The 22,534-nt window shown below is 64.0% G+C and carries 20 protein-coding genes; 8 read left to right on the plus strand and 12 right to left on the minus strand.

Annotated features, from left to right (window positions below; translation table 11 throughout):
- Positions 1 to 47: 47 nt before the first annotated feature.
- Both RIA72_RS10790 and RIA72_RS10795 read left to right on the plus strand, forming a co-directional pair.
- Positions 48 to 2,978 carry a TonB-dependent receptor domain-containing protein gene (locus RIA72_RS10790; RefSeq protein WP_162928325.1) on the plus strand — a complete coding sequence of 977 codons (2,931 nt, stop codon included), beginning with the start codon at positions 48 to 50 and terminating at the stop codon, positions 2,976 to 2,978.
- On the plus strand, positions 2,972 to 4,927 hold the full coding sequence (locus RIA72_RS10795) for an Atxe2 family lasso peptide isopeptidase (protein ID WP_062770306.1): 1,956 nt from the start codon (positions 2,972 to 2,974) through the stop codon (positions 4,925 to 4,927). Before RIA72_RS10790 ends, RIA72_RS10795 begins: the two co-directional genes overlap by 7 nt.
- A 43-nt stretch (positions 4,928 to 4,970) precedes the next feature.
- On the opposite strand, the gene RIA72_RS10800 is transcribed toward RIA72_RS10795, so the two are convergent.
- Positions 4,971 to 6,107 (minus strand): asparagine synthase-related protein, encoded by a 1,137-nt coding sequence (locus RIA72_RS10800; RefSeq protein ID WP_350032146.1) that lies wholly within the window; start codon positions 6,105 to 6,107, stop codon positions 4,971 to 4,973.
- 24 nt (positions 6,108 to 6,131) lie between these two features.
- On the opposite strand from RIA72_RS10800, the gene RIA72_RS10805 reads away from it, so the two are divergent.
- Positions 6,132 to 6,728, plus strand: coding sequence for a hypothetical protein (locus RIA72_RS10805; protein ID WP_218017003.1), 597 nt, complete (start codon positions 6,132 to 6,134; stop codon positions 6,726 to 6,728).
- Here the strand turns inward: RIA72_RS10805 and RIA72_RS10810 are convergent.
- From RIA72_RS10810 to RIA72_RS10835, 6 genes are all read right to left on the minus strand, one after another.
- Entirely contained in the window at positions 6,668 to 7,318 is a 651-nt protein-coding gene (locus RIA72_RS10810; RefSeq protein WP_062770312.1) for a lasso peptide biosynthesis B2 protein, read from the minus strand. The genes RIA72_RS10805 and RIA72_RS10810 overlap by 61 nt on opposite strands.
- A 44-nt stretch (positions 7,319 to 7,362) precedes the next feature.
- Positions 7,363 to 7,497, minus strand: coding sequence for a hypothetical protein (locus RIA72_RS10815; protein ID WP_255266016.1), 135 nt, complete (start codon positions 7,495 to 7,497; stop codon positions 7,363 to 7,365).
- A gap of 101 nt (positions 7,498 to 7,598) precedes the next feature.
- On the minus strand, positions 7,599 to 8,219 hold the full coding sequence (locus tag RIA72_RS10820; RefSeq protein ID WP_062770315.1) for a GntR family transcriptional regulator: 621 nt from the start codon (positions 8,217 to 8,219) through the stop codon (positions 7,599 to 7,601).
- Positions 8,216 to 9,058, minus strand: coding sequence for a phytanoyl-CoA dioxygenase family protein (locus tag RIA72_RS10825; RefSeq protein WP_215353388.1), 843 nt, complete (start codon positions 9,056 to 9,058; stop codon positions 8,216 to 8,218). The genes RIA72_RS10820 and RIA72_RS10825 overlap by 4 nt, the downstream gene beginning before the upstream one ends.
- A 73-nt stretch (positions 9,059 to 9,131) precedes the next feature.
- Positions 9,132 to 9,746, minus strand: a complete 615-nt coding sequence (locus RIA72_RS10830) for an acyl-homoserine-lactone synthase (protein WP_215353470.1) — start codon at positions 9,744 to 9,746, stop codon at positions 9,132 to 9,134.
- A gap of 79 nt (positions 9,747 to 9,825) precedes the next feature.
- Entirely contained in the window at positions 9,826 to 10,566 is a 741-nt protein-coding gene (locus tag RIA72_RS10835; RefSeq protein WP_062769491.1) for a LuxR family transcriptional regulator, read from the minus strand.
- Between the two features lie 346 nt (positions 10,567 to 10,912).
- Between RIA72_RS10835 and RIA72_RS10840 the strand changes: the two genes are divergently transcribed.
- From RIA72_RS10840 to RIA72_RS10855, 4 genes are all read left to right on the plus strand, one after another.
- Positions 10,913 to 11,431, plus strand: a complete 519-nt coding sequence (locus RIA72_RS10840) for a helix-turn-helix domain-containing protein (RefSeq protein WP_062769488.1) — start codon at positions 10,913 to 10,915, stop codon at positions 11,429 to 11,431.
- A gap of 60 nt (positions 11,432 to 11,491) precedes the next feature.
- Positions 11,492 to 11,824, plus strand: a complete 333-nt coding sequence (locus tag RIA72_RS10845; RefSeq protein ID WP_062769485.1) for a hypothetical protein — start codon at positions 11,492 to 11,494, stop codon at positions 11,822 to 11,824.
- Between the two features lie 272 nt (positions 11,825 to 12,096).
- Positions 12,097 to 13,269, plus strand: a complete 1,173-nt coding sequence (locus tag RIA72_RS10850; protein ID WP_215353390.1) for a JAB domain-containing protein — start codon at positions 12,097 to 12,099, stop codon at positions 13,267 to 13,269.
- A 235-nt stretch (positions 13,270 to 13,504) separates the two neighbouring features.
- Complete coding sequence (locus RIA72_RS10855) at positions 13,505 to 14,266, plus strand: DNA -binding domain-containing protein (RefSeq protein WP_062769479.1); 762 nt, start codon at positions 13,505 to 13,507, stop codon at positions 14,264 to 14,266.
- A gap of 36 nt (positions 14,267 to 14,302) precedes the next feature.
- Here RIA72_RS10855 and RIA72_RS10860 read toward each other — a convergent pair whose 3' ends face one another.
- Genes RIA72_RS10860 through RIA72_RS10875 form a run of 4 tightly spaced genes read right to left on the minus strand, consistent with a single transcriptional unit; the run spans position 14,303 to position 20,217 of the window.
- A complete protein-coding gene (locus RIA72_RS10860) occupies positions 14,303 to 14,947 on the minus strand; it encodes a lytic transglycosylase domain-containing protein (RefSeq protein WP_322787082.1) in 645 nt (214 codons plus the stop codon).
- Positions 14,937 to 17,873 (minus strand): MobF family relaxase, encoded by a 2,937-nt coding sequence (mobF, locus tag RIA72_RS10865; RefSeq protein ID WP_062769515.1) that lies wholly within the window; start codon positions 17,871 to 17,873, stop codon positions 14,937 to 14,939. Before mobF ends, RIA72_RS10860 begins: the two co-directional genes overlap by 11 nt.
- A complete protein-coding gene (locus tag RIA72_RS10870; protein ID WP_082813374.1) occupies positions 17,870 to 19,897 on the minus strand; it encodes a type IV secretion system DNA-binding domain-containing protein in 2,028 nt (675 codons plus the stop codon). The genes mobF and RIA72_RS10870 overlap by 4 nt, the downstream gene beginning before the upstream one ends.
- Positions 19,894 to 20,217 (minus strand): YlcI/YnfO family protein, encoded by a 324-nt coding sequence (locus tag RIA72_RS10875; protein ID WP_062769473.1) that lies wholly within the window; start codon positions 20,215 to 20,217, stop codon positions 19,894 to 19,896. The genes RIA72_RS10870 and RIA72_RS10875 overlap by 4 nt, the downstream gene beginning before the upstream one ends.
- A 481-nt stretch (positions 20,218 to 20,698) precedes the next feature.
- On the opposite strand from RIA72_RS10875, the gene RIA72_RS10880 reads away from it, so the two are divergent.
- Positions 20,699 to 20,944 carry a hypothetical protein gene (locus tag RIA72_RS10880; RefSeq protein ID WP_058804246.1) on the plus strand — a complete coding sequence of 82 codons (246 nt, stop codon included), beginning with the start codon at positions 20,699 to 20,701 and terminating at the stop codon, positions 20,942 to 20,944.
- Between the two features lie 193 nt (positions 20,945 to 21,137).
- Here RIA72_RS10880 and RIA72_RS10885 read toward each other — a convergent pair whose 3' ends face one another.
- Complete coding sequence (locus RIA72_RS10885) at positions 21,138 to 22,124, minus strand: SLOG family protein (RefSeq protein WP_058804219.1); 987 nt, start codon at positions 22,122 to 22,124, stop codon at positions 21,138 to 21,140.
- Positions 22,125 to 22,534 lie beyond the last annotated feature (410 nt).

Raw genomic sequence — 22,534 nt, forward strand, 5'->3', positions numbered from 1 at the left:
CGCCCTTCCAGACGGCCATCACGGCCGCGCGGGAGGGAAAGATGAGAGTGAGACTTCTGGCAGCTATCCTGGCTTCGACGGCTGCGACGATTGGGCTTCCAGTGCCCGCCGCCTCGGCTGAGACGGGCCAACAAAGCTATGACATCGCGCCGCAGGATCTGGCGGACGCTTTGCGGCAATATTCCGAACTTTCGGGCCGGGACGTCATCGCCAATTCGGACGTTGTCGCGCGCAAGAAAAGCGCCCGGGTCAGCGGCACCTTCAACGCCGATGCGGCCCTGGCGCAGCTTCTGGCCGGCACCGAACTGGTCGCCGAAAGCGTGGACGGAACGCTCGTTATCCGCGAGGGAAAGGGCGACAGGTTCGCCGAAAGCTCGGCAAATCGCGGGACCGCGCAGAGTGATGACGCGCAGATCATTGTCACCGGTACCCGCATTCGCGGAGCCGGCCCGGTCGGCTCGCCCGTGACGATCGTGGATCGCGATGCGCTTGACCGGAGCGGGCGCACGACGCTCGCCGACTATCTTCAAACCATCCCGCAGAATTTCTCGGGCGGCCCCAGTGAGGCCACATTTGGCGCGACCGCGCGAGGCAATGCGAACACAAATCTCAACTTCGGGTCGGGGATCAATTTGCGCGGTCTTGGCAGCGCCTCTACGCTCACCCTGTTCGACGGCGTTCGCCCGGCCATGGGCGGTGCCTGGGGTGCGTTTACCGATCTCTCCTTGATCCCCTCGTCCGCGATCGACCGTATCGAGATACTGACCGACGGGGCGTCGGCCATTTACGGTTCGGACGCGGTAGCAGGCGTCGTCAATCTTCGCTTCCGCAATCGCTTCGAAGGTGCGGAGACGCGCATGCGAGCCGGGACGGCGGACGGCGATTTCAGCGAGATGCAGATCGCCCAGCTGCTCGGCAAAAAATGGAACAGCGGTCACCTCGTACTCGCCGCCGAATATTACAGCCGCGGCAACCTGCCCGCAACGAAGCGGCGCTTCACCAGCGAAGATCTGCGCCCCGTAGGCGGCCCCGACCTTCGGTCGAATTTCGCCAATCCCGGGACGATCCTTGCCGCCAATGGCCGCGTTTTCGCAATTCCCCCTGGACAGGACGGGCGGGGCCTCACCGCGGCCGATCTGATCGAGGGGAGCTTCAATCGCGCCGACGCGCAGCGGCTCGTCGACATCCTGCCGCGCCAACGCAGCCTCAGCTTCTATGCCTCAGCCGAACAGGAGATCGGGGCGATCACCCTTTTTGCGCGGGGTCTCTATGCGGACAGGCGTTACCGTGTGAACCAGCGCCGGTTCGGACCCGTTCCCGTCACCGTCACGAGCGCCAATCCCTATTATGTCGATCCGATCGGCACCGGTCAGCCGATCACGGTATTCTACGACCCGTCGGCCGATTTCGGTCCCGAGGGCGCGCGCGGTAGAGCGCGCGCCCTCAACCTCTCAGGCGGGGCACGCGCCAATGTTGGCGACTGGTCGCTCGAGATCAGCGGCGGCTACGGCCTGCAGCGCGAGCGCGCCGACGACATCAATATCATCCACATCACGCGCCGCTCCGAGGCGCTCGTATTATCCGACCCGGCAACAGCGCTGAACGTGTTCGGAGACGGCGCGGTCAATGATCCGGCGCTTGTCGGCAGACTTCGCGGCGGCCTTGTCTCGCGGGTGCGCTCGCGAGTCTGGACGGCGGCTCTGCGCGCGGACGGCAGTTTGTTCGATCTTCCCGCCGGCACAGTGAAACTCGCCGCCGGCGCCGAGATTCGCGGCGAACGCCTCGACTATACGTCGGTCTTTGACCTCTTCGGTAACAGCACAACCACCTCGCGCCTGCCCGGGCTTCCGGGCAAGCGCACGGTTCGAGCCCTTTATGGCGAGTTGGTAATTCCCATCTTCGATGCAGGGACGAGCCTCCCGGGTGCGCTGCAGCTGTCGCTCGCCGGACGCCATGAGGATTATTCGGACGTCGGCAGCACGAGCAACCCCAAGCTGGGTCTGCGCTGGACGCCCGTTCGGGGCGTGGTGGTCCGGGCCTCCTATGGCCATTCCTTCAGGGCACCCTTCTTCACCGAACTGGTCGGCGCCGCCAATGCGACCTACCAGCCCGTCTATCTGCCCGATCCTCAATCGCCGACCGGCCAGACGCTGGCGCTCGCGCTACTTGGTTTCCGTCCCGACCTTGGCCCCGAGAAGGCGACGAGCTGGACGGCGGGCGTCGACCTCGAACCCGTCGCCCTGCCGGGGTTGAGGCTTTCAGCCACCTGGTTCGACATTGCCTATCGCGACCGTATCGCGAGCGCCTCCTTCGATATTTTCAACTTCCTCGCACGGCGGGATGTCTATGGCGAGCTTGTCGACGAGACGCCCGACCCGGCGGAGGTCGCTGCCTATTTCGCAAATCCGAACCTCAGAAATCCGCTCGGTGTCCAAGCTTCGGATATCGAGGTCATCGCCGATGCGCGAACTTTCAACCTGTCGCGGGTGACGATCCGCGGCCTGGATTTCGACGCTTCCTACCGCCATTCCATTCCGAATGGCGCGCTCACGCTTTCGCTGGGCGGATCTCGCCTGTTCAGCATCGACCAGCAGGTCACGCGCTCCGCGCCAGCGATCAACGCGGTCGGGACGCTTGGCAATCCCGTGAAGCTCCGCCTGCGCGGTCGCCTCGGCTTCGAGGCGGGGCCCTTCGACGGCGGGCTGTCGCTGCTCCATATGTCGGGTTATCGCAACCAGACCGCGACGCCTGCCGAAAAGGTGAAGAGCTGGACGACATTCGACCTCCAGCTCGGCGCGCGCATCGCTGGCGCTCCAGGTGGGCGAGCCTTCCGCCTGGCACTCAACGTCAACAATCTCTTCGATCGGGACCCGCCTTATGTCCTTTTCAGAACGGCGACCTCGGTACTCGGCTATGACCCCGAGCAGGCGAGCGCTGTAGGGCGAACGATCGCGCTGCAGGGGATCGTAACATGGTGATGCTGGCGGCGGCGATGGCCGCCGCCACGCCGCTCGTCACCGTCGAGGATATTGTGGCGACACGCGACATCAGCGGCGTCACCATATCGCCCGACGGCCGCTGGGCTGCCTATCGTGTGAGCGAGCCTTCGGTGGCCGAAAACCGCGTTGCACTTGGCTGGCATATCGTTGGGGTCAATGGCGGCGACCATCGCCGCGTCGCGGATGGAGGCGCGGCGAGGTTCAGCTTTGCCGGCACGCTGATCGAGAATGCGCCCATATGGGACGCGGATTCGAAAGGCTTCCACTTTCTTGCGATGCAGGACGGCGCGGTCGGCGTGTGGTCGTGGCGCATGGGCGGCAAGGCCCGGCTCGCGATTTCCGATCCTGCCGACATCGTCGATTTCCGGATGGCGGACGATGGTCGCCGCATCATCTATCATGTCGGGGCGACACGAGCCCAAATCGCGGCGGCGGAAAAGCGGGCCTATGATGAGGGGGTGCTCGTTGATCCAACGGTCGATGTCATGCAGCCGTTCGCCGGGGGCGCGATCGTCGACGGGAAGCGCGTCATGCAGCGGCTTCGGGGAGGATGGTTTGAACGCGTGCGCCTCCTCGCGGACACGCCGCCGACGGAAAAATCGGCGATGGTGTGGGGATCGGCCCAGCCCGACTCTCCCGTGCCGCAGACCTCTGCGATCGGGCAACATGTCGTCGCCGGCGACAGCGCGGAGGCCAGAATCGTTCGCGATGGAGGCAAAACCCGCGTCGACGTGTTGCAGCCGGGCCATCCGCCCCTCGAATGCGCTATCGCTGCCTGTGCATCACCCAGGCTCCGCGCGCTTGGCTGGCGCCCCGACGGCAAGGCGCTTTTGCTCTTCGAGGCCAGTCCGGGATCCGAAGAGACAATTTCGTTGTGGCGTCTGAATGGCGAAGCGCCTGAACGGCTCGCGGTCACCGACGGGGCGCCCTTCTCGCCCTTCAATCCCGATCGCTGCGCGATTGGACCCGCCTTCCTTGTCTGCGCCGAAGCCTCAGGCGTCTCGCCGCCGAGGCTTGTTCGCGTCGATTATAGCAGCGGGGCCCGGAAACTCCTGGTCGACCCCAATGCGGACCTGCGGCGCAAGATCGCCACAAAGGCCACGCCCATGTCCTGGTCGATCGCCAGTGGGCAAAAGTTCAGCGGTTTCCTGCTTCGTCCAGCGCACGCTGCGCCGCCCTTCCCGCTCGTGATCCAATATTATCATTGCGACGGTTTCTTGAAGGGCGGCGTCGGCGACGAGATCCCGATGCTGCCCCTCGCGGACTCCGGGATAGCGGTTCTCTGTATCCGAAAGGCTCAGGGCAAATTCTCCAACGCTGAGGAAGAATATGACCTGGCGCTTTCGGGCATCTCCGCCGCAATCGATACGCTCGCCGCAGACGGCATCGTCGATCCACGGCATGTCGGTATTGGCGGCCTCAGTTTCGGATCGCAGGTCGCCCTCTGGGCCATCCGCAAGTCGGATCGCTTCGCCGCCGCGACGCTCTCGTCGGCGCAGTTCGAACCCCATTTCTATTGGGCCACTGCGTTGCCCGGCAGCGGTATGCCCGACACGCTGGCGAACCGATGGGGCCTCGGCGATCCCGACACCGATCCCGAAGGCTGGAACCGGCTTTCCGCGACAAGCGACGCCGCCGGCCTCGACACCCCTCTCCTGATGCAACTACCCGAAGCCGAGGCTCGCCTTGTCATCGAGTTTCACACGCGCCTCAAACGGGCCGGAAAGCCCGCCGAGCTCTTCGTGTTCGCCGACGAGCCTCACATCAAGACCCAGCCGGTGCATCAATTTGCGGTCAATGCGCGCAACCTCGACTGGTATCGCTTCTGGCTGGCCGATTTCGAGGATCCGAACCCTCAAAAGCAGGATCGATATGCGCGTTGGCGCGAATTGCGCGCGGGACATCCCTTGCAACGTCCCGCGCCATAGGTTCGTGCCGGGCGTCCGTTCCCCGGCGGACATCCGGCACGGGCTATTGGCCGCCAGCCGTCGGTGCCCCTGCAACCGAACGCGCCCATCTTTCCATGTCGACGAGTTGCAATATGCGAACATAGTCATTGTCGAGCGCGCCAGCAGGACGCGCGGTCGCGGCGCCAATCGCGTCACAATCAATGATACCCAGCGCCGCCAGCAGTCCCTCCTGCAAAAAGTCGCGCAGATGTGCGCGGTTTCGATCATAGGCCGGCACAAACAGGGATTCGAGTCCGCCCTTCGTTCGGCGCTGTAAAACAAGCGCCGGAAGATCGCCCGCAAACGCCTTGCGCGCTAGTGAGCGATCGTGCCCGCCCGCCGACCATTGCCAGACCGGGACGCCAAGGCCGTATTCGACCAATGGTTGCGAAAGCAGCGGCGCGATCACGGGCACATGAAAAGCGCGGTCATAACCGTCGAGAAAGGGCAGGATGCGCATCAGCATGCCCACATAGGCGCGCTGTCCGTCGCTGGCGGCGGACGCATCGGCAAACCAGGGATGTTCTGGCACCGTCGAAGCATGACGGCTAGCCAGGAACCGCTCATCGCGAGGCCAGGGCGGAGGCCGCTTCAGAAGGCGCCTGATAGCGAAGCGCCATGCTTCGAGCATATGGGTGTTAGTGAGGCGCCCAAGGTCGGAGGCCGCTCGCCAGGCCGCGCCGAGCCCGGCAAAGCGCAGCGCGTCGACTACGGGAGCTGCGGAAATGATATAGCCGAAGAGATTATCGCCGCCGACGCCGGTGAATATCGCGCCCGCACCATAGCCCTCGGCTGCTTCGCATAACCGGATATCGCTCTCGTCGATCAGGCCGAAGCCGCCGGGCCTGACGCGCGGTTCGCCGAGGGCAGCAAGCGGGTCCGGTGGGGCCGCATTCAGCAATATTTCGAGAAGCGCTATGTCGGCGTGATCGGCGACCGCATGGGCGTATCGGCGTTCGTCCCCATCAGGACGCCGCGTCACAAGCGTCACCGCGCGCCACGTCGCACGCGTCCGCGCGAGCGAGGCGGCGACGATCGAGGAATCAAGCCCGCCCGAGAGCTCGAGCTGGACGCGCTCGAACCGCGTCGACCATGCGCCGACCGCTGACATGACGTGTCGGCGGAGCTCGTCGAGCGACGCCTCGACTGGTGGACGCACGGTGAAGGACCATGGCGACCAGGCTTGGCGAACGACCGCGGGCGAACCCATCATGAGTGTTTCGCCGGCGAGAAGCTCGCGCACCATGGCGATCCCGGTTGCCGGACCGCGCAAGATAGGGAAGCGAAGCTGGGCATCGATCGCGGCGGGATCGAGCCTGTCGAGGGAAAGGCCCATCGCCTTGCCAATCTCGAGGTGCGAAAATGCGCAGGCGCCGTCTTCGGCGAAAAAGAGCGCTGGTCCCGTCACCGGCGATCGCAGGACATGGACATCGCCCGCCGGCTCCTTCCAGGCCAGAAGATAATTGCCCCACAAATGTTTGACGGCCCATTCAGCGCCGCGCGCTTCGATTTCACGGGCTTCGTCATCACCGAGCTCATCGCAGGCGCGATTGTCCGAGCGGCGGAACGCCCAGCCAAACAGAAGCGTGTTACCCTTCTTCGAAAACGCTACCGCCGCGTCGCTCAGCAACCGGACATGGGCCAGTCGCGCGACCTCGCGGAGGCTCCCACGGGGTTCAGAATGCGACGCAGCGCGCGCTTCGAAGGCGATGCGCAAAGTCACAGCCTGAAGACCGGTGTGAAACTGAGCACATTCGCCAGCGGATCGGACAACAGATAGTCTTCGGCCTGCACCCAGCAATGCGCGGCGAAAGGATCGAGGCGAACGCCGAAATAGAGGTCGGCGTCGAGGCCCTTTCGCCAGAGGAGGCGCATCAGGGCGAGCGAGTCCGGAACGCAGCTTCGCTGGATCGGGACGTCGGCACGTCGAAGAGCGAAGGCGCGCGCGTGGTCCGCAGTTTCGATCGAAAACTGCCGCCCGACATCCACCGGGCGAGCCCGGCGCCATGCCGCGATACTGCGCTTGATGCCCAATATCCGCAGGCTGGCGCTCGCCTCCAGTTGCGCGCGCAGCGCATGGTGAAATGGAAGATGGGCTGACACACGGGCTTCCGCCTCGAGGACACTTGAGCCGGGCAGCGCAGCCTCCACCGGTTCGAAACCGTTGCTGCCTTCGACCAGCAGCGACCGCCCGCCGGGCCGGGGAAGGCGACGAATTGTGCCTGCATCAATGGTCCCGGCGATCAGGTCCCGCAGAGCCTGGGCGGCCTCGGCCTTGATCAGAAAATAGCGGTTGATGTCGAGGTCGAGCAAAACGGCGCGTTCGCCGATGAAGCCAAAGGAAAGCCCGGGTCGAAGCTGATATGTCATGAGAATGTGGAGGGCGCGGCGATGTGCCGCGCCCTCCCCGGCCTTCAGTCAGCCAGGATGGCCGGAACGAGCCGTTCGAAGCCGCCGATTTCGGCGACGTAGATGAGCGAGCCGCGCGTCTCGATGCTCGCGACGCCCAGTTCCTCGATGCCGTCTTCGACAATGTCATTGCGGTCCATGGGACTCTCCTTCGTCAATGCCGCGGAATTGCGACACGGCCAAGGCTATGCTCCCTCGTTCAAATAGGAATTTTATACGGCTCATATGGGTCGAATATATTCTAGAGCGACTCTTCGCGCGGCCTGAGTTCCGCCACGACGCGGCCCGCGAGAAGGATACGGCGGCGATGGAAACGTGTGATTTTGCTGCGCAAGGCGCTCCAGCGCCCGAAACGAAAATCATCGTCCATCGCGATGATCGCCGCGTCGCTCCGCCGGTCGACGCGTACTTCGGCGGCCCGAAACACATGGCAGCGTTCGATCAAACTCACCGTCGCAAATCGAAGTTCTCGATTAGAGTTGGTCCAGGCGATCGCCCGAAACAGCGCCGCAACCCGCTCGGGATAATCGCCGGCGCCTGAGTCGCTGAACGATCTCTGCGGAATGTGGGGGTCGGGCGGCTGCCCCTCGAGCGCCAGCGCCAGAAGCGACGCGCCCCAGGCATAAAGGTCGTGGAGGTCGGCTTCGGCCAGTATCGGTTGCCGAAACCCTTCGTGACGCCAGGCTTCGAGCAGCCTTTCGCCCGAAAGCCGGTAGAGGGCGTCGCGGACCGGCGTCGGGCTGACGCCAAGCACCCTCGCAAGTTGCGCGGGTTCGAGCCGCTCCCCCGGCGCGAAGTCGCCGCGCATCACCTTCGCCTTGAGCTCGGCATAGACGAGTTCCATCGTCGCGCCGGGACTCATGATCTCGTCCCCGAGGCGACCGCTTGCTGGGACGCGACATGCTGCGCGAGCATGGCGGCTTGATCGGGCCGAAGGGCATCGACCGCCGCGCGCGCGTCCTCGGGGTCGGCATCGAAGAGGACCGACGGGCATTGACCCTCGAAATTGCCGAGATTGGGCCGGTGCTGGACATAGCCGACGAGTTCGGAGATCTCCCTTGGAAAGGATCGCGCGATATGCGGAGGATAGGCCAGCCATTGATTCTCATAGGGCTTGAGCCATCCAAGACAGTAGCTGACAATGATCCCCCGCCGGACAGCTTTGCTATGGTTTGCGCCGGCTCCGTGCAGCGTCGACCCGAGGAAAACGATCGCATCGCCGGGTTCGGCCTCAGCGATGATGGGCGCCTCCCTTGGCTCTTCCACCAGCGCTTCGAGCCCATGGCTGCGCGGCCAGATGATCGTTCCGCCATTTTCTGCAGTGAACGAGGTCAGCGGCCACATGACGTTGACGAGATATTCGACCTCGCCGAGCGCGCCTTGCCACATATCCTGATCGCGATGCGGGAACTGGGCGAGCGCGCCGGGATGAAGCTCGATCGCCTGCGCTAGGTTGAGCTGAATGCGCTCGCACCAATTGCCAAGCGCGATCTCGGCCAATTCGAGTATCGCGCGGTTCATGACGAGGTCCGCCATGTGCGGCGAGCGAATGAGCAGGCGTCCGAAGCGCTTGGTCCTCGCGCCGTAGAAGCCGCCTTCACAGAAGGGTGTGGCAGCATAACGCGAATCGAGGTCGACATTGATACGGCCGAGCAATGACGTTGGCGCGGCGCCCCGGATGATCGCGAAGCCATTGGACATGAGGTCACGGGCCGCGGGCGAGCCTCGACGGTTTATTCCGTATGATGCTGGATTGATGATCATCGCGCCCTCCTCAAGCGGCACGCGCGGCGGGGGCCGCAGCGGACTTGACGGCGATGCCCGCTGCGGCGAGCTTCGCCACCGTGGAGCGATCGATATCGATGCGAAGCGCCACAAGCGCCTGTCCCTGGTGGAGGACCGGCTCGCCAAGCGCGTGGCAATCCCAGCCGAAAGTCTGAATCTGCCGGAACCAGGTATGTTCGGCGACGCCAGTGTAGGTGTGGATGTCGTTCGCGAGGGCATGTTTGGCGAGACCCACGAGGAGCACGTCGCGCGCGATCCGGCGCTGCCGCGCGCCGATCCCCGGCGAGAGACAGAAGCGGGTGATTTCGAAGATGGCTGGCCCCTGAGGGATGGGGCCGGTGACGAGAAAGGGAAAGAGCGCATCGAGCAGCGCGGGCCGCGTGGTTGGCAGCAGACGTGCCGAAGCGAGATGTTCGCCCGCCTCGTCGGTGACGATCAGATAGGTGGCATGGATATCGTCAAAATGATCGACTTCATATTGATCCGCGAGGGCCGGAATGTCCCATTTCAGAAGATCGATGAAGACGCGTTTGCGCGCCGCGAACATCGAACGAAGCGCGATATGTTCGCGGTCCCGGCTATCCTGGTCGATGGTGAGAAGCATGAGATTGTCCCCTTGTTTGAAAAGAGACAATTCAGATGAACCGGGAAATGCGGCCGTGCCATAACACAAAGGGGGGGTGTCAGCCTCGGGCGACATCCCCGAAACAGATCGCGCTGTCGAACAGGGCGCGAATGGCGAGCGCTATCCGCGTCGGCGCGTCATAGGCTGCCCGCGCATTGCGCAAATGCTCGCGCACCGTCTCCTCGCTAATATCGAGCAGCTGCGCGATGACCGAATTGGATTTGCCGCGCGCCGCCCACATCAGACATTCGATCTGCCGATCGGTAAGCTGCGGCCGCTCATCGAGCGAGACGGGATCGCCGAGCCGGCGCGCGGCTTCGAAGACGAACGCCCCGAGGCTTTGCGCAAAGACAAGCGCTTCGGGCGGCATCGATCCGCTATCGGTCCATGCAAAGGATACAGAGCCATGCGCCTCCCCCGGCAAATGCACAGGGACCGTCAGTCCGTCGGCGATGTTGTGACGGCGGGCGCGTTCCAGCACCTCGGCATCTTGAGGTCGCGGCCGATGGAGCGTCATATCGCGCCAGCGAAAACCCGATGTTCGGCGATGACTGAAGCGGTGCACGGGATCCGAGACGCCGAGGCGATTCTCGTCGAACCAATGCGCAAAGCCTTCAGGATAGTTGTGGAGACGGATGCCCTTGTCGGGAGCCGCGAGAAAATCGACATGGTGGCTGATCGCAAACCAGGCGCAGCCCATATGCGAGCAAATCTCGCGGAGGATATCGACGAGCGCGTCCTCGCTATCGACCGCCATGATGTCGTCTTCAAGTTGCCGCGCGGCCTCGATTGTGCGCATTCCGACCCATTGGCGGCACCGGCAGCGTCCTCAAGCCTGACTGCCGGGTGAAGCCCCTGTTTCAGTGCTGCCCCCCAGCCCTCTCAAGCAGGCGAAAGTCCAGCCATGACGCCTGCCGTTGGTCCACCAGCAGCGCGGAACAGGGGCGACGCTATCGGCGGCGCCATATGTTTCAAATATATTCGTCAGTTAGAACCAGATTGGGGATTGTTTCGAAGTCGAAGCACACCGACAATCAAAGGTCACCGCCCGGTCACGGGCAATATCTGTTCGAGGATGGGCTTAATGAAGAAGCCAAATTTCAAAAGCGGCTTGCCTCAATATACAATGTCACGAAACTGACGGGATGGATGGGGCGCAGGAACCTGACGCAGCCGAAGCAAGGCTCTGGGCGCTGCTCACCGACAAGCAGCGCCTGTGCCTCGACCTCGTGCTACAGCGCAAGACGTCGAAGCAGATCGCCCGCGAGCTCGGCATTTCGCGGTACACGGTCGATCAGCGGATATCGGCTGCGCGCAAGACGCTCGCCGCCATCAATCGTGACGATACCGCCATCCGCTATGCCCGGCTGAAGAGCATATGCGATCGGATCGCATATGATCCGGTAGAGCTTCCCATCATGCCCTCCCTCGCGCCATCCGATTTCCCGGACGGCGATCCGGACCATTATCTCGATGTCCGCGAGGGCAAAGGGGCGATGGCCGGATTATCGGGCGAACGCCCACCGTCCGGGACGATCTGGAGGCATGACCATGCACCGACTGCCAAGGCTACAATCATCGCCATCATGCTCATGGTGGTGGTGTTCGCCCTGCTCGGCGGGCTCGGTATTGCAGAGGCGCTGACGCGGCTCATGTCCGGCTAAATCCCTTCATCTTGCCCTACAGCAACAGCCGGAAGCCCTGCTTCTGGCAAAGGAGAAGTCATGTCCGAACATCTCATATCCATTGCCACCAGCTTGCAGCAGCAATTGCCGTCAGCCGAAATCCGGATCGACGATGCCCTCATCGCCGTATCGTCGCTCATGGCGAGCGTGGTCACGGCGCGGCGTGATACCGAAGGCGTGCCGCCCGCCAAGGGGCAGGCGACGATCCAGCGCCTTGCGAAAGCGCAGATGGCACTGATCGACGCCGGCGGCGATGTGCTGCGCGTCCATGGCGAACTGGTCGCCATCGGCCAGGAAACGGCGGGTTATGACCTGCACGAGGAATGCCCGAAGCGGGCAGCCGTCCACCGGCTGCATGCGGTCGCAACGTAAGAATTTGACCGGGGGCCGCGAGAGTGAAACAGATGCGAAATGCGTGTCGCGATCTTCGCCCTGTTCCTGCTCGCGGCTCTTGGCTACGCCGCCTGGCGGGGTGGCGGCCCCGAACGGGTGATGGCGGGGATCGCGGCGACGATGGTCGGATCGGACCTTCTGCTGCACCAGTTCGTTGCGCCCGAATATGCGGTTCTCGACTTCGGGCATTTGCTCATCGATGGTTTCGGCGCCTCCGCGACATTGCTGCTCGCACTTTTCGCCTATCGTTTTTGGCCGATGATCGCGGCCGTTCTCCACATATTGCCGCTGCTGGCCCATTCCAGCCGCGCCCTCAATCTCGCGATGGATCCGGCGGCCTATATGGTCATGCAGGTAGCGGCCTCCTGGGCGGTTCCCCCTCTCCTGTTGTTCGCAACCTGGCGGCACCAAAGACGGCTTCGCACCAACGCCAATTATCCGTCCTGGCACAGCTCATCGCAGCGATTTCTCCGGAAGACAGCGAAGACCTAGCGCGCGCGCTTCTCGAAGAGTTTCACAGCCTCGAGAGGATCTGGGCCCAAACGCCCGAAGCCCTGGCCCGCATTCTCGGCGACCACGCAGCGGTGATCGACCTGCTCCTCTGCACGCGGCGCGCGATGCTCGCATCGATGCGCGGCAGGCTCTATTCGAGGCGGATCGATCTGGACGATGCGAAACTCGGAGACTATCTCATCGCATCCATGGGGTCGCTCGCCGACGAACATCTGCGCATCCTGTTCCTCGATGGGTCGCGCCATCTTATTGCCGATGAATGCCTGCAAAGCGGCAGCCTCGCCCATTTGGCGCTCTATCCGAGGGTCATCTTCCGCCGCGCGCTCGAACTCAATGCCGCCGCGATTCTGCTCGTCCACAATCATCCGAGCGGAAATCCGCATCCGAGCGACGAGGACATCGAAGCAACGCGCCGCCTCGCGGATATCGGACATGCACTCGATATCCGGCTGTCGGGTCATATTGTCGTGACCGCAAACCAGACATCACGGATAATCGTCGATGATACGGCCCGACGCGGCACCTTCTCCTTCACCCTGAAGAGCCCCGATACCGCCGCCGATCGGCGGGCCAAGGCAGAGCTCGTGCTGACCAACGCGCGCATCACGCAGCGTCGCCGCTTTCTGCGCCGACAACTTATTGGCGCCGAATGTCTTTTCGTCGAGCCTGCCTGGGACATGCTGCTCGACCTGTTCATCCACCAGTGCGAAGGCCGGGTGCTCCATCTATATCCCATGTGCGTCGCATCGGGCATCCCGATGAGCAGCGCGCTACGACTCGCCCAAAAGCTCTGCGAAGCAGGCATATTACGGCGGCAGCCCGATACCTTCGACGGGCGACGGAGCATCATGACGATCGAGCCCGAGATTATGCATCGACTCAGCGCCTATTTTGCGGAAGGTGCCGAATAGCCGGCTAGCCCTGCTCCCGGCGCCGCATGTGCGCGCCGGAGACCCGCAAGCCCGGACAATGCAGGTTCGGGTCCGCGGAGGTAAAGCAGCGTTGCAACCACCTCGCCTGGCGCAACCGGAACGTGCCGCACGGCACGACATCACCACTCGCCAAGCTTCCGGAATCTGAGGGATATCGACAAGGGCCAGAACGACGCTTCATGAAAATATTCCGAATATATTCCGGCTATTTTGCATGAACAGCGGTCCGCCTGCAGCCGATTGGCAGGTGGCCAGTGAATATTCGGCGCTTATGCTGTGCGACCGCCGCGCCTTCGCGTGGGAATGGCTGCGGCGAACACCCCGGTATCGCCGCCTATGGGCGGCCCGGGACCGGCTCCCGATCGATGCACCGATAAGGGTCGGTCTGCTTGCCTGGATCGACCCCGCCATTTCCGCACCCGAAGCTCGCCCCATCTGGTCGCCTGACGTCGACCCCAAAGTTCTCCAGACGCGCGCCGGACGCCGCGCGCCTGGTCCCGGCGATAATTTCGATGTCCTCGCGCTCGCCGACTATGTCTCGATCTCGGTCGATCAGGCGAACAGAGAACATTGGCTCATTTCGGACGGTCGCTGGCTGATCCGGCTTATGCACCATGATGGCACCTTGCTCGGCCGATCCACTCTTCTCGTGCATGAGATCGAAGGCGTGGATTCAGCGGCCCCAAAGATCGCGGCGTTGCAACAGTTTCTGGCATTGACGGCGCGCGGCGAAATGCCGGCGTCGCTGCGTCCGCGCGAAAGCCGGGCCGCGCGCTGGATACTCGAGCTACGAACCGCCGATGCGCTGGCCGCGGGCGCATCGCAGAAGAGAATCGCCGAGGTCCTGTTCGGTGAGAGTGTCACGGCGCGTCGTTGGCGAATTGAAAGTGCATCCTACCGCTCGCGCGTCCAGCGGCTAGTGAAGGCCGCGCAGCAGTATCTCGCCGACCCATTCAGCGGGCCGTGGTTCCGCTGAGCCACCCAAGCGCGGGTCATCTCCGCAATATCGGTGTCACCATATCGATCGTCCAAAGCGCCGCCGTAAATGGACTGCGACGCTGTTTGCATATCGCGCCTGCCTCCACCCCGTTGGACTATGATAGACGCCGACCGCTTTCCAATAATCGCCTGTGACGGCCAGCCCGGACAGAAATATCCAGCGCGCGGCCTCGGCGTTGAAGCAGGCATCGTTCTGCAACCATGATCGGACATGATCCTCGGGACGTCCGACGAGTTTGGCGATTTTCGGAACCCACCAGCTGTTGACCTGAAGGGGTCCGAGATCATGTGTGCCATTGCTGTTGGCGACCGCGGCGCCGATCCAGCCGCCCTCCTGATCGCGGAGTCCCCACAGGGTGCGCTCAAGCCAGGCCCTGCCTTTTGAGGCCTTGCGAATGCAGGTGGCGAGTTCGACTTCCTGCTGCGCGTCCGGAGGCTTGGCCGATGCCGTGCTTGCGTACCCGGCAAAGGTTGAAGCCGCGACAATGATGGTCAGCAAACGGCAGACAATAGGGAATTTCATCATGGGGCTCGTCGCTCCGACAATAAAAGGGTGTCGATGTCGATGGGTTCGAACGCCATCGGTCCGACGTGACTTCCGCTCGCTGATCCGCAGTCTTCGTGGTCCGGTCCGGGACCATCGGATTTCATCGATCATGGCCTCCGCGATCGGGTTCCTGGTGGCGCCGCTGTTCGGGTACCGGCTCGGGTGCCGCTTGCTTGCCCGCACCCAATAGCCCGTGCAGATAGTCATCGAATTGGCCTGCCGCACGGTGGGCGCGCCCGGCAAGCCGTTCGGCGAGGCTGGCCGGACGGAACATCTCCGCCCAAGCGCGTTCTCGGTCCGCCCGCCGCTGCGCGCGCTCAGTTCGTGACTGCAACATTGCAGCGCGCTCGCGTTCGATTGCGCCCGGGTGGCGCAGGCTCCGTATTCGGTGGCTGTCGCGCGCGAGGCGCCCCAGCCCCTCCAGCGCCGATGTCTTCTCGCCCGAGTTCGCCTCGAGCTTCCGGACGAGGCGCTCGGGATCCTCGGTCCAGAGCTTGACGCCGAAGCGCGCGCGCGTGATCGCGGTGTAATAATTCTGGGCATTGACGAGGCCCGATCCGAGCGGCGCCAGCACATAGGCGCGGTCGTAGGTTTTCGACTGCGCCGAATAGACGGTCTCGGCATAGCCATGATCCCAGGTGCGATGGAGCGCTAAATCAATAGCTTGCGGCTCGGCCTTGCGATCCCAACGGATTGTCGCGACCGAGCCGTCGATCCGCTCCACGGTCCCACGTTCCGCATTTTTAAGATCGAGCTCCTTCGCTGCCAGGCGCCACTGGATGCGGTCGCCCGCTGCCACGTCGCGTGTGTCCTCCAGAAAGACGGCGACCTCGGATGCCCGTCCCAGCCTCGGGTTCCAGAGAAGCTGACCGCCATTCTCGCCCGCCAGCCGTACCCATTGGCGACCCTTGCTATCGGGCTCGATGCCGGCGACGCGATATTCATGGTCCTTGGCAATTCCGCGCGCTGCGTCATCGCGCGCAAACCGGACGACCTGCCCGCACGAATAGAAGCGGGCGAAGCGTTTCTCCTCGTTGGTCATGCCCGACGATGTGAGGACGGAGTGCCGCAGATCCTCAAGCCCAATTGCGCCTTCCCGTTTCAGCACCTCGCGAATCCGGCTGTTGACGATCAGCCGCGTCGCATTGTCGAGAACGAGAATGTTGGTCGTCTCGCGGGTGCCGGGTTTGAGCCGCGTCCATTCGCCAACCAACGATTCCGCAAGCTTGTCGGCGCGCTGGCCGCTAACCACCTTGTCGAGCGCATCGAGCGACGCGGCATAATCGCCGCGCCGCGCGTTTGCGACGGCAGCCTTCATCGACTTGGTTTCCTGCCGAACCGCGACCTTCAGCCGCGCTGTCGGAAGACCGAGCTGCTGCATGAGCCAGGCGGGTTTTCCCTGCTCGATCGCCCCGGTCTGCTTGTTGTCGCCGAGCAAGATGACGCGGGCGCCCGTGTCGCGGCTGATTTGCAGCACGCGGAGCGCCTGCCGGCTGCCGAGCTGGCCAGCCTCGTCGAGGACGAGCACATGGCGGTCGGTAACGTCATGACCGCCGCCGGCAAGCAGCGCCGCGACGGTTCGCGATTCAATGTCGGCATCGGCGCCGAGCTTGCCCGCTGCCGACGAGGTGGGCGCCAAACCGACGAACGTCCAATCGGGATCGGCGGCCGCCTTCAATTGCTGGACCAGCGTCGATTTGCCCGAGCCCGCAACCCCATCGACGCTGACGACCCGGTCACTCGACAATGCGAGCCAGCTTAGCACCTTGCGCTGATCGTCATTGAGGATGCTGCCCCGAAGCGATCCCTCGATCCGTTCTGGTGAAGCTAAGGGTATAGTGTCGTCGAGACTGAGCGAGATCTGGCCCGAAAGCGCGATCTCGAGGCGCGCGGTACGGCGCGAGGTCCGTCCGCGCGTCAGTACGCCGTCGCCCGTTTGCTCCCTGGTCCGCAGCAGCTTGAACCTTTCTTCATGCGCTTCGAAGAGGGGCCGGACATCTTCGAGCCGCACCTCGCCGACATGCGAGGCGAGCCCGGTCCGAATGAGCCGCCCGAGATTGTTGACGGCCTCGCGCGTCTCGGACTGGCGAAGTCCGTAAAGCGATGCCCGGCTCGCGGTCGCCCGATCGACGCCTATTTCCCGTTCGCCGCGCTCGTCCGCGCGGCTGCGAATTGCGTCGAGAGTTGGAGCGTGCGCCGCGGACCGCACCGACCATTGGCTATGAAGGCCTTCGAGCCCGACCTTCTGCTTCGCGCGGCGGGTTTCGAAGAAGGATCTCGTGCGTGCCGCCTGCCCCTCGAGGCCATGATCCTTGGCGTGGGCGTCGATCTGTTCGGCGCGCCGCGACATGTCGGCGATCATGTCCTGCGGTACGCCGCGTATCTCGAAGAGCCCCCGCCGCGGGTCGAAGTCGATATCATATCCGAGTCCGCGCAGGCGATGCGCGAGATCGTTGCGGTAGATTTGCCCGGCGGTCATCTGCTCGGCGAACATGGCGCGGGTTTCGAGGCTGACCATTTGTTCATCCCCCGCGTGCCGGGTCATGTTGAGAATGACGACATGGGTGTGGAGATGGGGGTCGAGCTCGCGGGAGGCATGTTCGGTGAAGCGCGCGTAGAGAAGCTGGCGGGTCGTCTCGTGGACGATGTCGCCGTTCATGCGGCGGCGAAGCGCGGCATCTTCCTCGATCCAGCCGATCGCAGTACCCACCGCTTTCTCATGGGCTGCAACGATACGCTCGTCGCCCGCGACCAGCGCCATGATCGACACCGATTTCGGCGCGTTGACCGAGAAGTCCCAGCCGGGATGATGCTCGATGGTGCCATGGCGGCGACGGCCGAGATGCTGCTCGCCGACCTTGCCGGCGAGCAGCATCTCGAGCGCCCCGCGCTCGACCGCACCTTCGAGCCCGAGTTCGGTAGCGATCCGCCCGCCCCATGCCGAGGGCTCGTTCCCTCCCTTCGTATAATAGTCGCCGATGGTGTAATAGCGGGCGACATTAGCGGGCGTGCCCCCGAGGCGGCGCGGATGGATCATGCCGGATTCGCGGGACTGCGGCGGCCGCCCGGGCGACCGTGCTGGCGAAGCGAGTGCGTCCACGGCGTGGCGATGATCTCGAGGCGTGCAATCGGCGCATCGGGGTCATGTCCCCCGATACCACCGGCAGGATCGATCGGTGCCTTTCCGTCGCCTTTGTCGCCATCGCCAGCGGTGGCGACCGGACCCAGAGGAAGTTCGGGCGCCGCCGAACCGGCGGCCTGTTTCGGCGGGCGCTTGCGCGTGGCAGGCGGTTTGGATGGAGCAGCGGGAGCAGGCAGCGAAGGGGTCGACACGGTGCGCAGCGGGGGATCGCTCCGCTCGATGAAAGCCTCCGCGGAGGACGGCGTCCGGTTGTAGCGATCGTCGAACCGGATCACCGGCAAGCCGCGGCCGAAGCGCAAGAAGCCTGCAAGGTTCGGCAGGTTCGTGACCTCGGTGTGGAGGACGAGCGGCCGCGTCACCTGGATGCGCGAGAGATTGACCCCGTCGCGCATATCATTGACGCCGTAGCTCATCCCCTCATTGGCTTCGACCTGCTCGACCTGTCCCAGATTCTTCGAGACGAGATCGGCGGTGTCGCCGTCGTTCCCCCGGAGTGCGACCCAGGTCGAGCAATAGCCGGTCACGGCGGCGGCTTCCTCCTGGCCATAGGTTGCTTTCAGCTGCGGATAGGACTGGAACCCCAAAATGCCGCAGCCGCCATATTTGCGGGCGCGGGCGAGAAAATCCGAAAGCGAGGGCAGTTTCTGGAGGCTCGGCAGCTCGTCGATCACGCAATAGAGGCGCCGGGCCTGATCGGGTTCAAGGCTCATGATCGCGCTGATCGCAATGTCGAGCCAGACGGTGATCAGGGGGCGGAGCGACGGAAGCTGGTCGGCCTTGACGGTGATGAAAAGCCAGCTGTCATCCCCCTCGGTGGTCACCCAGTCGCGGATCGAGAGACCATCGTCGGTATCGTCGAGATAGGCGAAGCTGCGCATTACCGAGGCAAGCTCGGCCTGCACCCCCGCCGAGGTCCGCTCGCCTTCCGACGACACAAAGGCCGCCGCATCGGTCCCCGCGACATAGGCGCCGAGGGTCTTCAGCGGCGAACGCACGATGGTCTCGAGGAGCGCCGAGACATAGGTGCGCTTCTCGGCCGCGAGCTTGCGCATGACTGCGACCAGAGTCCCGCGCGCGGCCTTCGACCAGAAGGGGTCGCCATGCTTGTCCGGGATCATCGATTCCGCGATCTGGTCATAATGATAGTCGCGCGGGACATCGACCCAGGGCGACCAGATGGCGGTTCGCTTGTCGAGCGGATTGAGGAGGATGTCCTTCCCGGGCCGGTAGAATTTCTCGACGAAGGTGCCGGCGGTATCATAGACGATCGCGCGCCGGCCCGAGGCGCGGATGCCGGCGAGCATCTTGACGATCATGTTGGTCTTGCCCGTGCCGGGAGCCCCGCAGATCAATATATGTTCGGGCTCGAAAGCAAGCGGAACCTTGACGCCGCCGATCGCGAAACTCCCCTTGCGTTCGCGCCAGAGCGCGCGGCGGATTTGCCAGACGGACCCGAAGCGCGCGCCGCGCAGATATTCGTTCGAACCGAGTCCACGCCCCATCCGGGTAAAATAGAACCAGGCGACGAGGAGCGCGCCGAGCGCGAAGAAACCGGAGAGGATCGCCCCGGTGATGATGTCGCTCTCGAGCGTTTTCAGCGCTTCCTTCATGATCGGCGCGCCGATGAGCAGGTCGGCCGAGGTCCAATATTCACGCCCCTCGGGGCTGCGGAACAGCACCGGGTCGGTGGTCCCTCGCGCCGTATCGGACTTGAACAGGGCCTCGGCATATTTGAGGAGAAGGTAGCGCTGATAATCGCCCGACTTTTCGAGCGCGTACCAGATGGCGCCGATGATCCAGATCGCGGTTCCCGCCATCACGGTCTGGAAGAAGACCTGGGTGGTCATGCGGACATTGTGGACGATAGCTTGGCCGCCGCGCGTCCAGCTTCCGAGGGTGTCGTTGCGAAAGATGCTCATGACATCCGCCCTCCCCCCTGGCGAGCAAGCGCATCGCCGGTCGGCAGCCCCCGTTCGCGGAGCAGCCGGTGGGTGTCCTCCATCCCCTTGGCGAGCGCCCGGGGGTCGCGCGCACCAACGTCCGACGCGAGGATCGCGAGTATCTGGATGACGGTCGAATGAAGTTCATCGAAGCGGGCGTGGAAACCGAAGGGATCGGCGCCATTGAGCTGTTCGAGTGCCTCGCGGATATAAGCGGACGGGGTCATGCCCGCCGCGTCCGCCGAGGCGAGCAGACGATCATAGAGAGCGTCGTCGAGCCGGAGAGATAATTTTGCCAAAGTGATGCTCCAAAAAAGTGGAGCCTTTGGACATGAGGTTGTGAAGCGGCTCGACTATAGCCGCAAAGCTCCAATATTCCAATGGCCTAATGCGTCCGACGCGTCGGGCAGAAGATGGCGCTATGGATCAAGGGGTTAGCGGCGCTGTCGGACAAAGTCCGCCGGTCTTGTCCGACATGTCCGACATATGACGCCCAACGAGGATCTCGCGAATTCGCGCGAAAATCCTCGATTTTGCGGGCCAGAGCGCGGCGCAGCACCCGTGCGTAGGGTGCATTACAAACGCCAACGGCGTGCGTCCGCCCACCGCAGCGACCATGTCGCTGCGCAGCCTCGTGCCGGAAGGCGCGCGGGCTCCCCCGCCAGGGGGATTTCTTCCTTCCCGGCGGCCCGCCGGGCATATTCTCGGGAGACTTGATTCATGGCGTATCCATTCGATAGGAAAGTGCGTGGCGGGCAGACCATCGAAAGGAAGATGGACATGCCCAAGAAGAGTGAACGCGAGCGCCTCGCCGACCTCGAAGCGCGCCAGCGCAAGGTCGCAGACGATGTCGAAAATGCCCGCCGCGCGCTGCGCGGCAAATATGCCGCGATCGTGCCCGAGCTCCCTGTCGAGACGCTCACCGAGCGTGAATTTCGGGAGATCGTCGATCTTGCGATCCGTGCTGGAGGGACTGCATCTGTCGCGGCGCTAAAAGCCCTCTCGGGGATGGCCCCGAACAAATGACGCCCATCCCGAAGGGATGGTCCCAGCGACGAGCACGGCGAAGCCGCGCGCAGGAGGCCGGTGCGCCGCACCGCATCGCCGCCCGACGGGACCGGGCGCTCCCGCGTCCGGTTCCCTGAGGGTGGCGACAGGACGCTCGACATAAAAAAGGGGATCGGTCCGAGCTTGCGCCCGAACCGATCCCCTCGCCTTTCTATGCTCGCACCCGTTCGCGCGGCATATCGTGATGCGGGAGCAGCACCGGGTCTACCCCCGCCGCCCGCAGCACCCGCACGAGCTGCGCCTGCACCCCGGTACCCTCGGCGACCACGGCACCCACCGGCTGCAACCGCGCGATCTGGTCGTTGCGGACGAACCCCGCCCGGTTCCCCCAGCGCGCCTTGTCGATCCCCAGCGCGACCAGCGGCGTCTTCGTTCTTGCTGCCCACGCCGCGGCGATGGCATCGGCGCCCCTGTCCTGCGCGGTGGTCAGCAGCACCATGTCGGGGCGCGCCGCTTTCATCTCCTCAAGCGCCTTGTAGATCGGGCGATGGTCGGCCCAGCGAGCGCCCCCGGAGAAGACCACCAGCGGCCCCGCCGGAAAATGCTGCGCGAGGCGGCGCTGGCGGCGCGCCGCGAGATAATCGGTCCCCGCGATAACCGACGCGGTGCGCTTCGACGATACCAGCGTCGCTTTCGGCGCCGACCACGGACGCCCCGTTTCGGCATGGAAGATGTCCGCTGCATGATCGCGCATGCAGGCTATGGCATCGCTCGCTTCATCGAGCGATTCCAGGAGTTGCTGCTGTTCCTCAAGTTCGACGCCGTGGATCTCGCTGCCGTCGGCCGAGCGCAGCAACTCGCGCACCTCCTGCGCCGCCCGGTCGGACTGTCCGGCGAACTGTCCTGCGACGCGGTGGAAGCTGTGGACGATCCCCCATGCGATCCGTTCGGCCGCGCTTTCGATGCGCGTGTCGCGCAGCACGTCGAACACGGTCGTGATCATCAGTTCGACGGCAAGCTGCACCTGCATCGCATCGGGCATATCGCACGTCAGTTCCTCCTCGCTTTTCCCAAGCTTGCTGCGTTCGAGATCGGTGTCGAAGGCGGCGCTGAAGCTGTCGTTCGCCTCTCCCGTCTCCTCGGCAATAAGTGCGGCGATTTCCGAAAAATCCCTTATGCTGCGTTTGAACGTCGTCATATTGACCTCCTCTAGATTGAGAGGTCATTCCCCCTGCACGGGCGCCGAGCATCGGGGTCAAGGATCGGGCGAAGCCCGACCGCGAAGCGGCGGTGGGGGTCACGATTTTCTCTGGCGGCCACCGCACATGGAAGGAAGAAGCCCCGCGCCCGACCCGCCAGGGAAAATGGTGGGGCCCCGCCGTCCTTGAGGCCGATGCGGTCCCGTGCCACGATAAGAAGACTTGAGAGAGAGGAAGAGGTTTGCGGAGCGGGGGCTCGATGCCCCCGATCCGCAAAGGCTCCCGTTCTTGTACGGCGCGATATGCGAGCACGGCGGTGTGGCTGGTTCGGCGCAGCCTGGGCGGTCAGGACGTGCGGCAAATCCCCTGCAGCAAAAAGAAAAGCCGGCGCGCTTCAGCGCACCGGCTC

Origin of the sequence: Sphingopyxis sp. (genome assembly GCF_040216815.1) — a bacterium.
Lineage (GTDB): Bacteria > Pseudomonadota > Alphaproteobacteria > Sphingomonadales > Sphingomonadaceae > Sphingopyxis.

Coding starts and splice junctions, on each gene's coding strand:
- RIA72_RS10795 (WP_062770306.1), top strand. CDS start 2,972: ATGGTGATGCTGGCGGCGGCGATGGCCGCCGCCACGCCGCTCGTCACC.
- RIA72_RS10810 (WP_062770312.1), bottom strand. CDS start 7,318: ATGACATATCAGCTTCGACCCGGGCTTTCCTTTGGCTTCATCGGCGAA.
- RIA72_RS10815 (WP_255266016.1), bottom strand. CDS start 7,497: ATGGACCGCAATGACATTGTCGAAGACGGCATCGAGGAACTGGGCGTC.
- RIA72_RS10820 (WP_062770315.1), bottom strand. CDS start 8,219: ATGAGTCCCGGCGCGACGATGGAACTCGTCTATGCCGAGCTCAAGGCG.
- RIA72_RS10825 (WP_215353388.1), bottom strand. CDS start 9,058: ATGTCCAATGGCTTCGCGATCATCCGGGGCGCCGCGCCAACGTCATTG.
- RIA72_RS10830 (WP_215353470.1), bottom strand. CDS start 9,746: ATGCTTCTCACCATCGACCAGGATAGCCGGGACCGCGAACATATCGCG.
- RIA72_RS10835 (WP_062769491.1), bottom strand. CDS start 10,566: ATGCGCACAATCGAGGCCGCGCGGCAACTTGAAGACGACATCATGGCG.
- RIA72_RS10840 (WP_062769488.1), top strand. CDS start 10,913: ATGGATGGGGCGCAGGAACCTGACGCAGCCGAAGCAAGGCTCTGGGCG.
- RIA72_RS10845 (WP_062769485.1), top strand. CDS start 11,492: ATGTCCGAACATCTCATATCCATTGCCACCAGCTTGCAGCAGCAATTG.
- RIA72_RS10855 (WP_062769479.1), top strand. CDS start 13,505: ATGAACAGCGGTCCGCCTGCAGCCGATTGGCAGGTGGCCAGTGAATAT.
- RIA72_RS10860 (WP_322787082.1), bottom strand. CDS start 14,947: ATGATCGATGAAATCCGATGGTCCCGGACCGGACCACGAAGACTGCGG.
- mobF (WP_062769515.1), bottom strand. CDS start 17,873: ATGATCCATCCGCGCCGCCTCGGGGGCACGCCCGCTAATGTCGCCCGC.
- RIA72_RS10870 (WP_082813374.1), bottom strand. CDS start 19,897: ATGAGCATCTTTCGCAACGACACCCTCGGAAGCTGGACGCGCGGCGGC.
- RIA72_RS10880 (WP_058804246.1), top strand. CDS start 20,699: ATGCCCAAGAAGAGTGAACGCGAGCGCCTCGCCGACCTCGAAGCGCGC.
- RIA72_RS10885 (WP_058804219.1), bottom strand. CDS start 22,124: ATGACGACGTTCAAACGCAGCATAAGGGATTTTTCGGAAATCGCCGCA.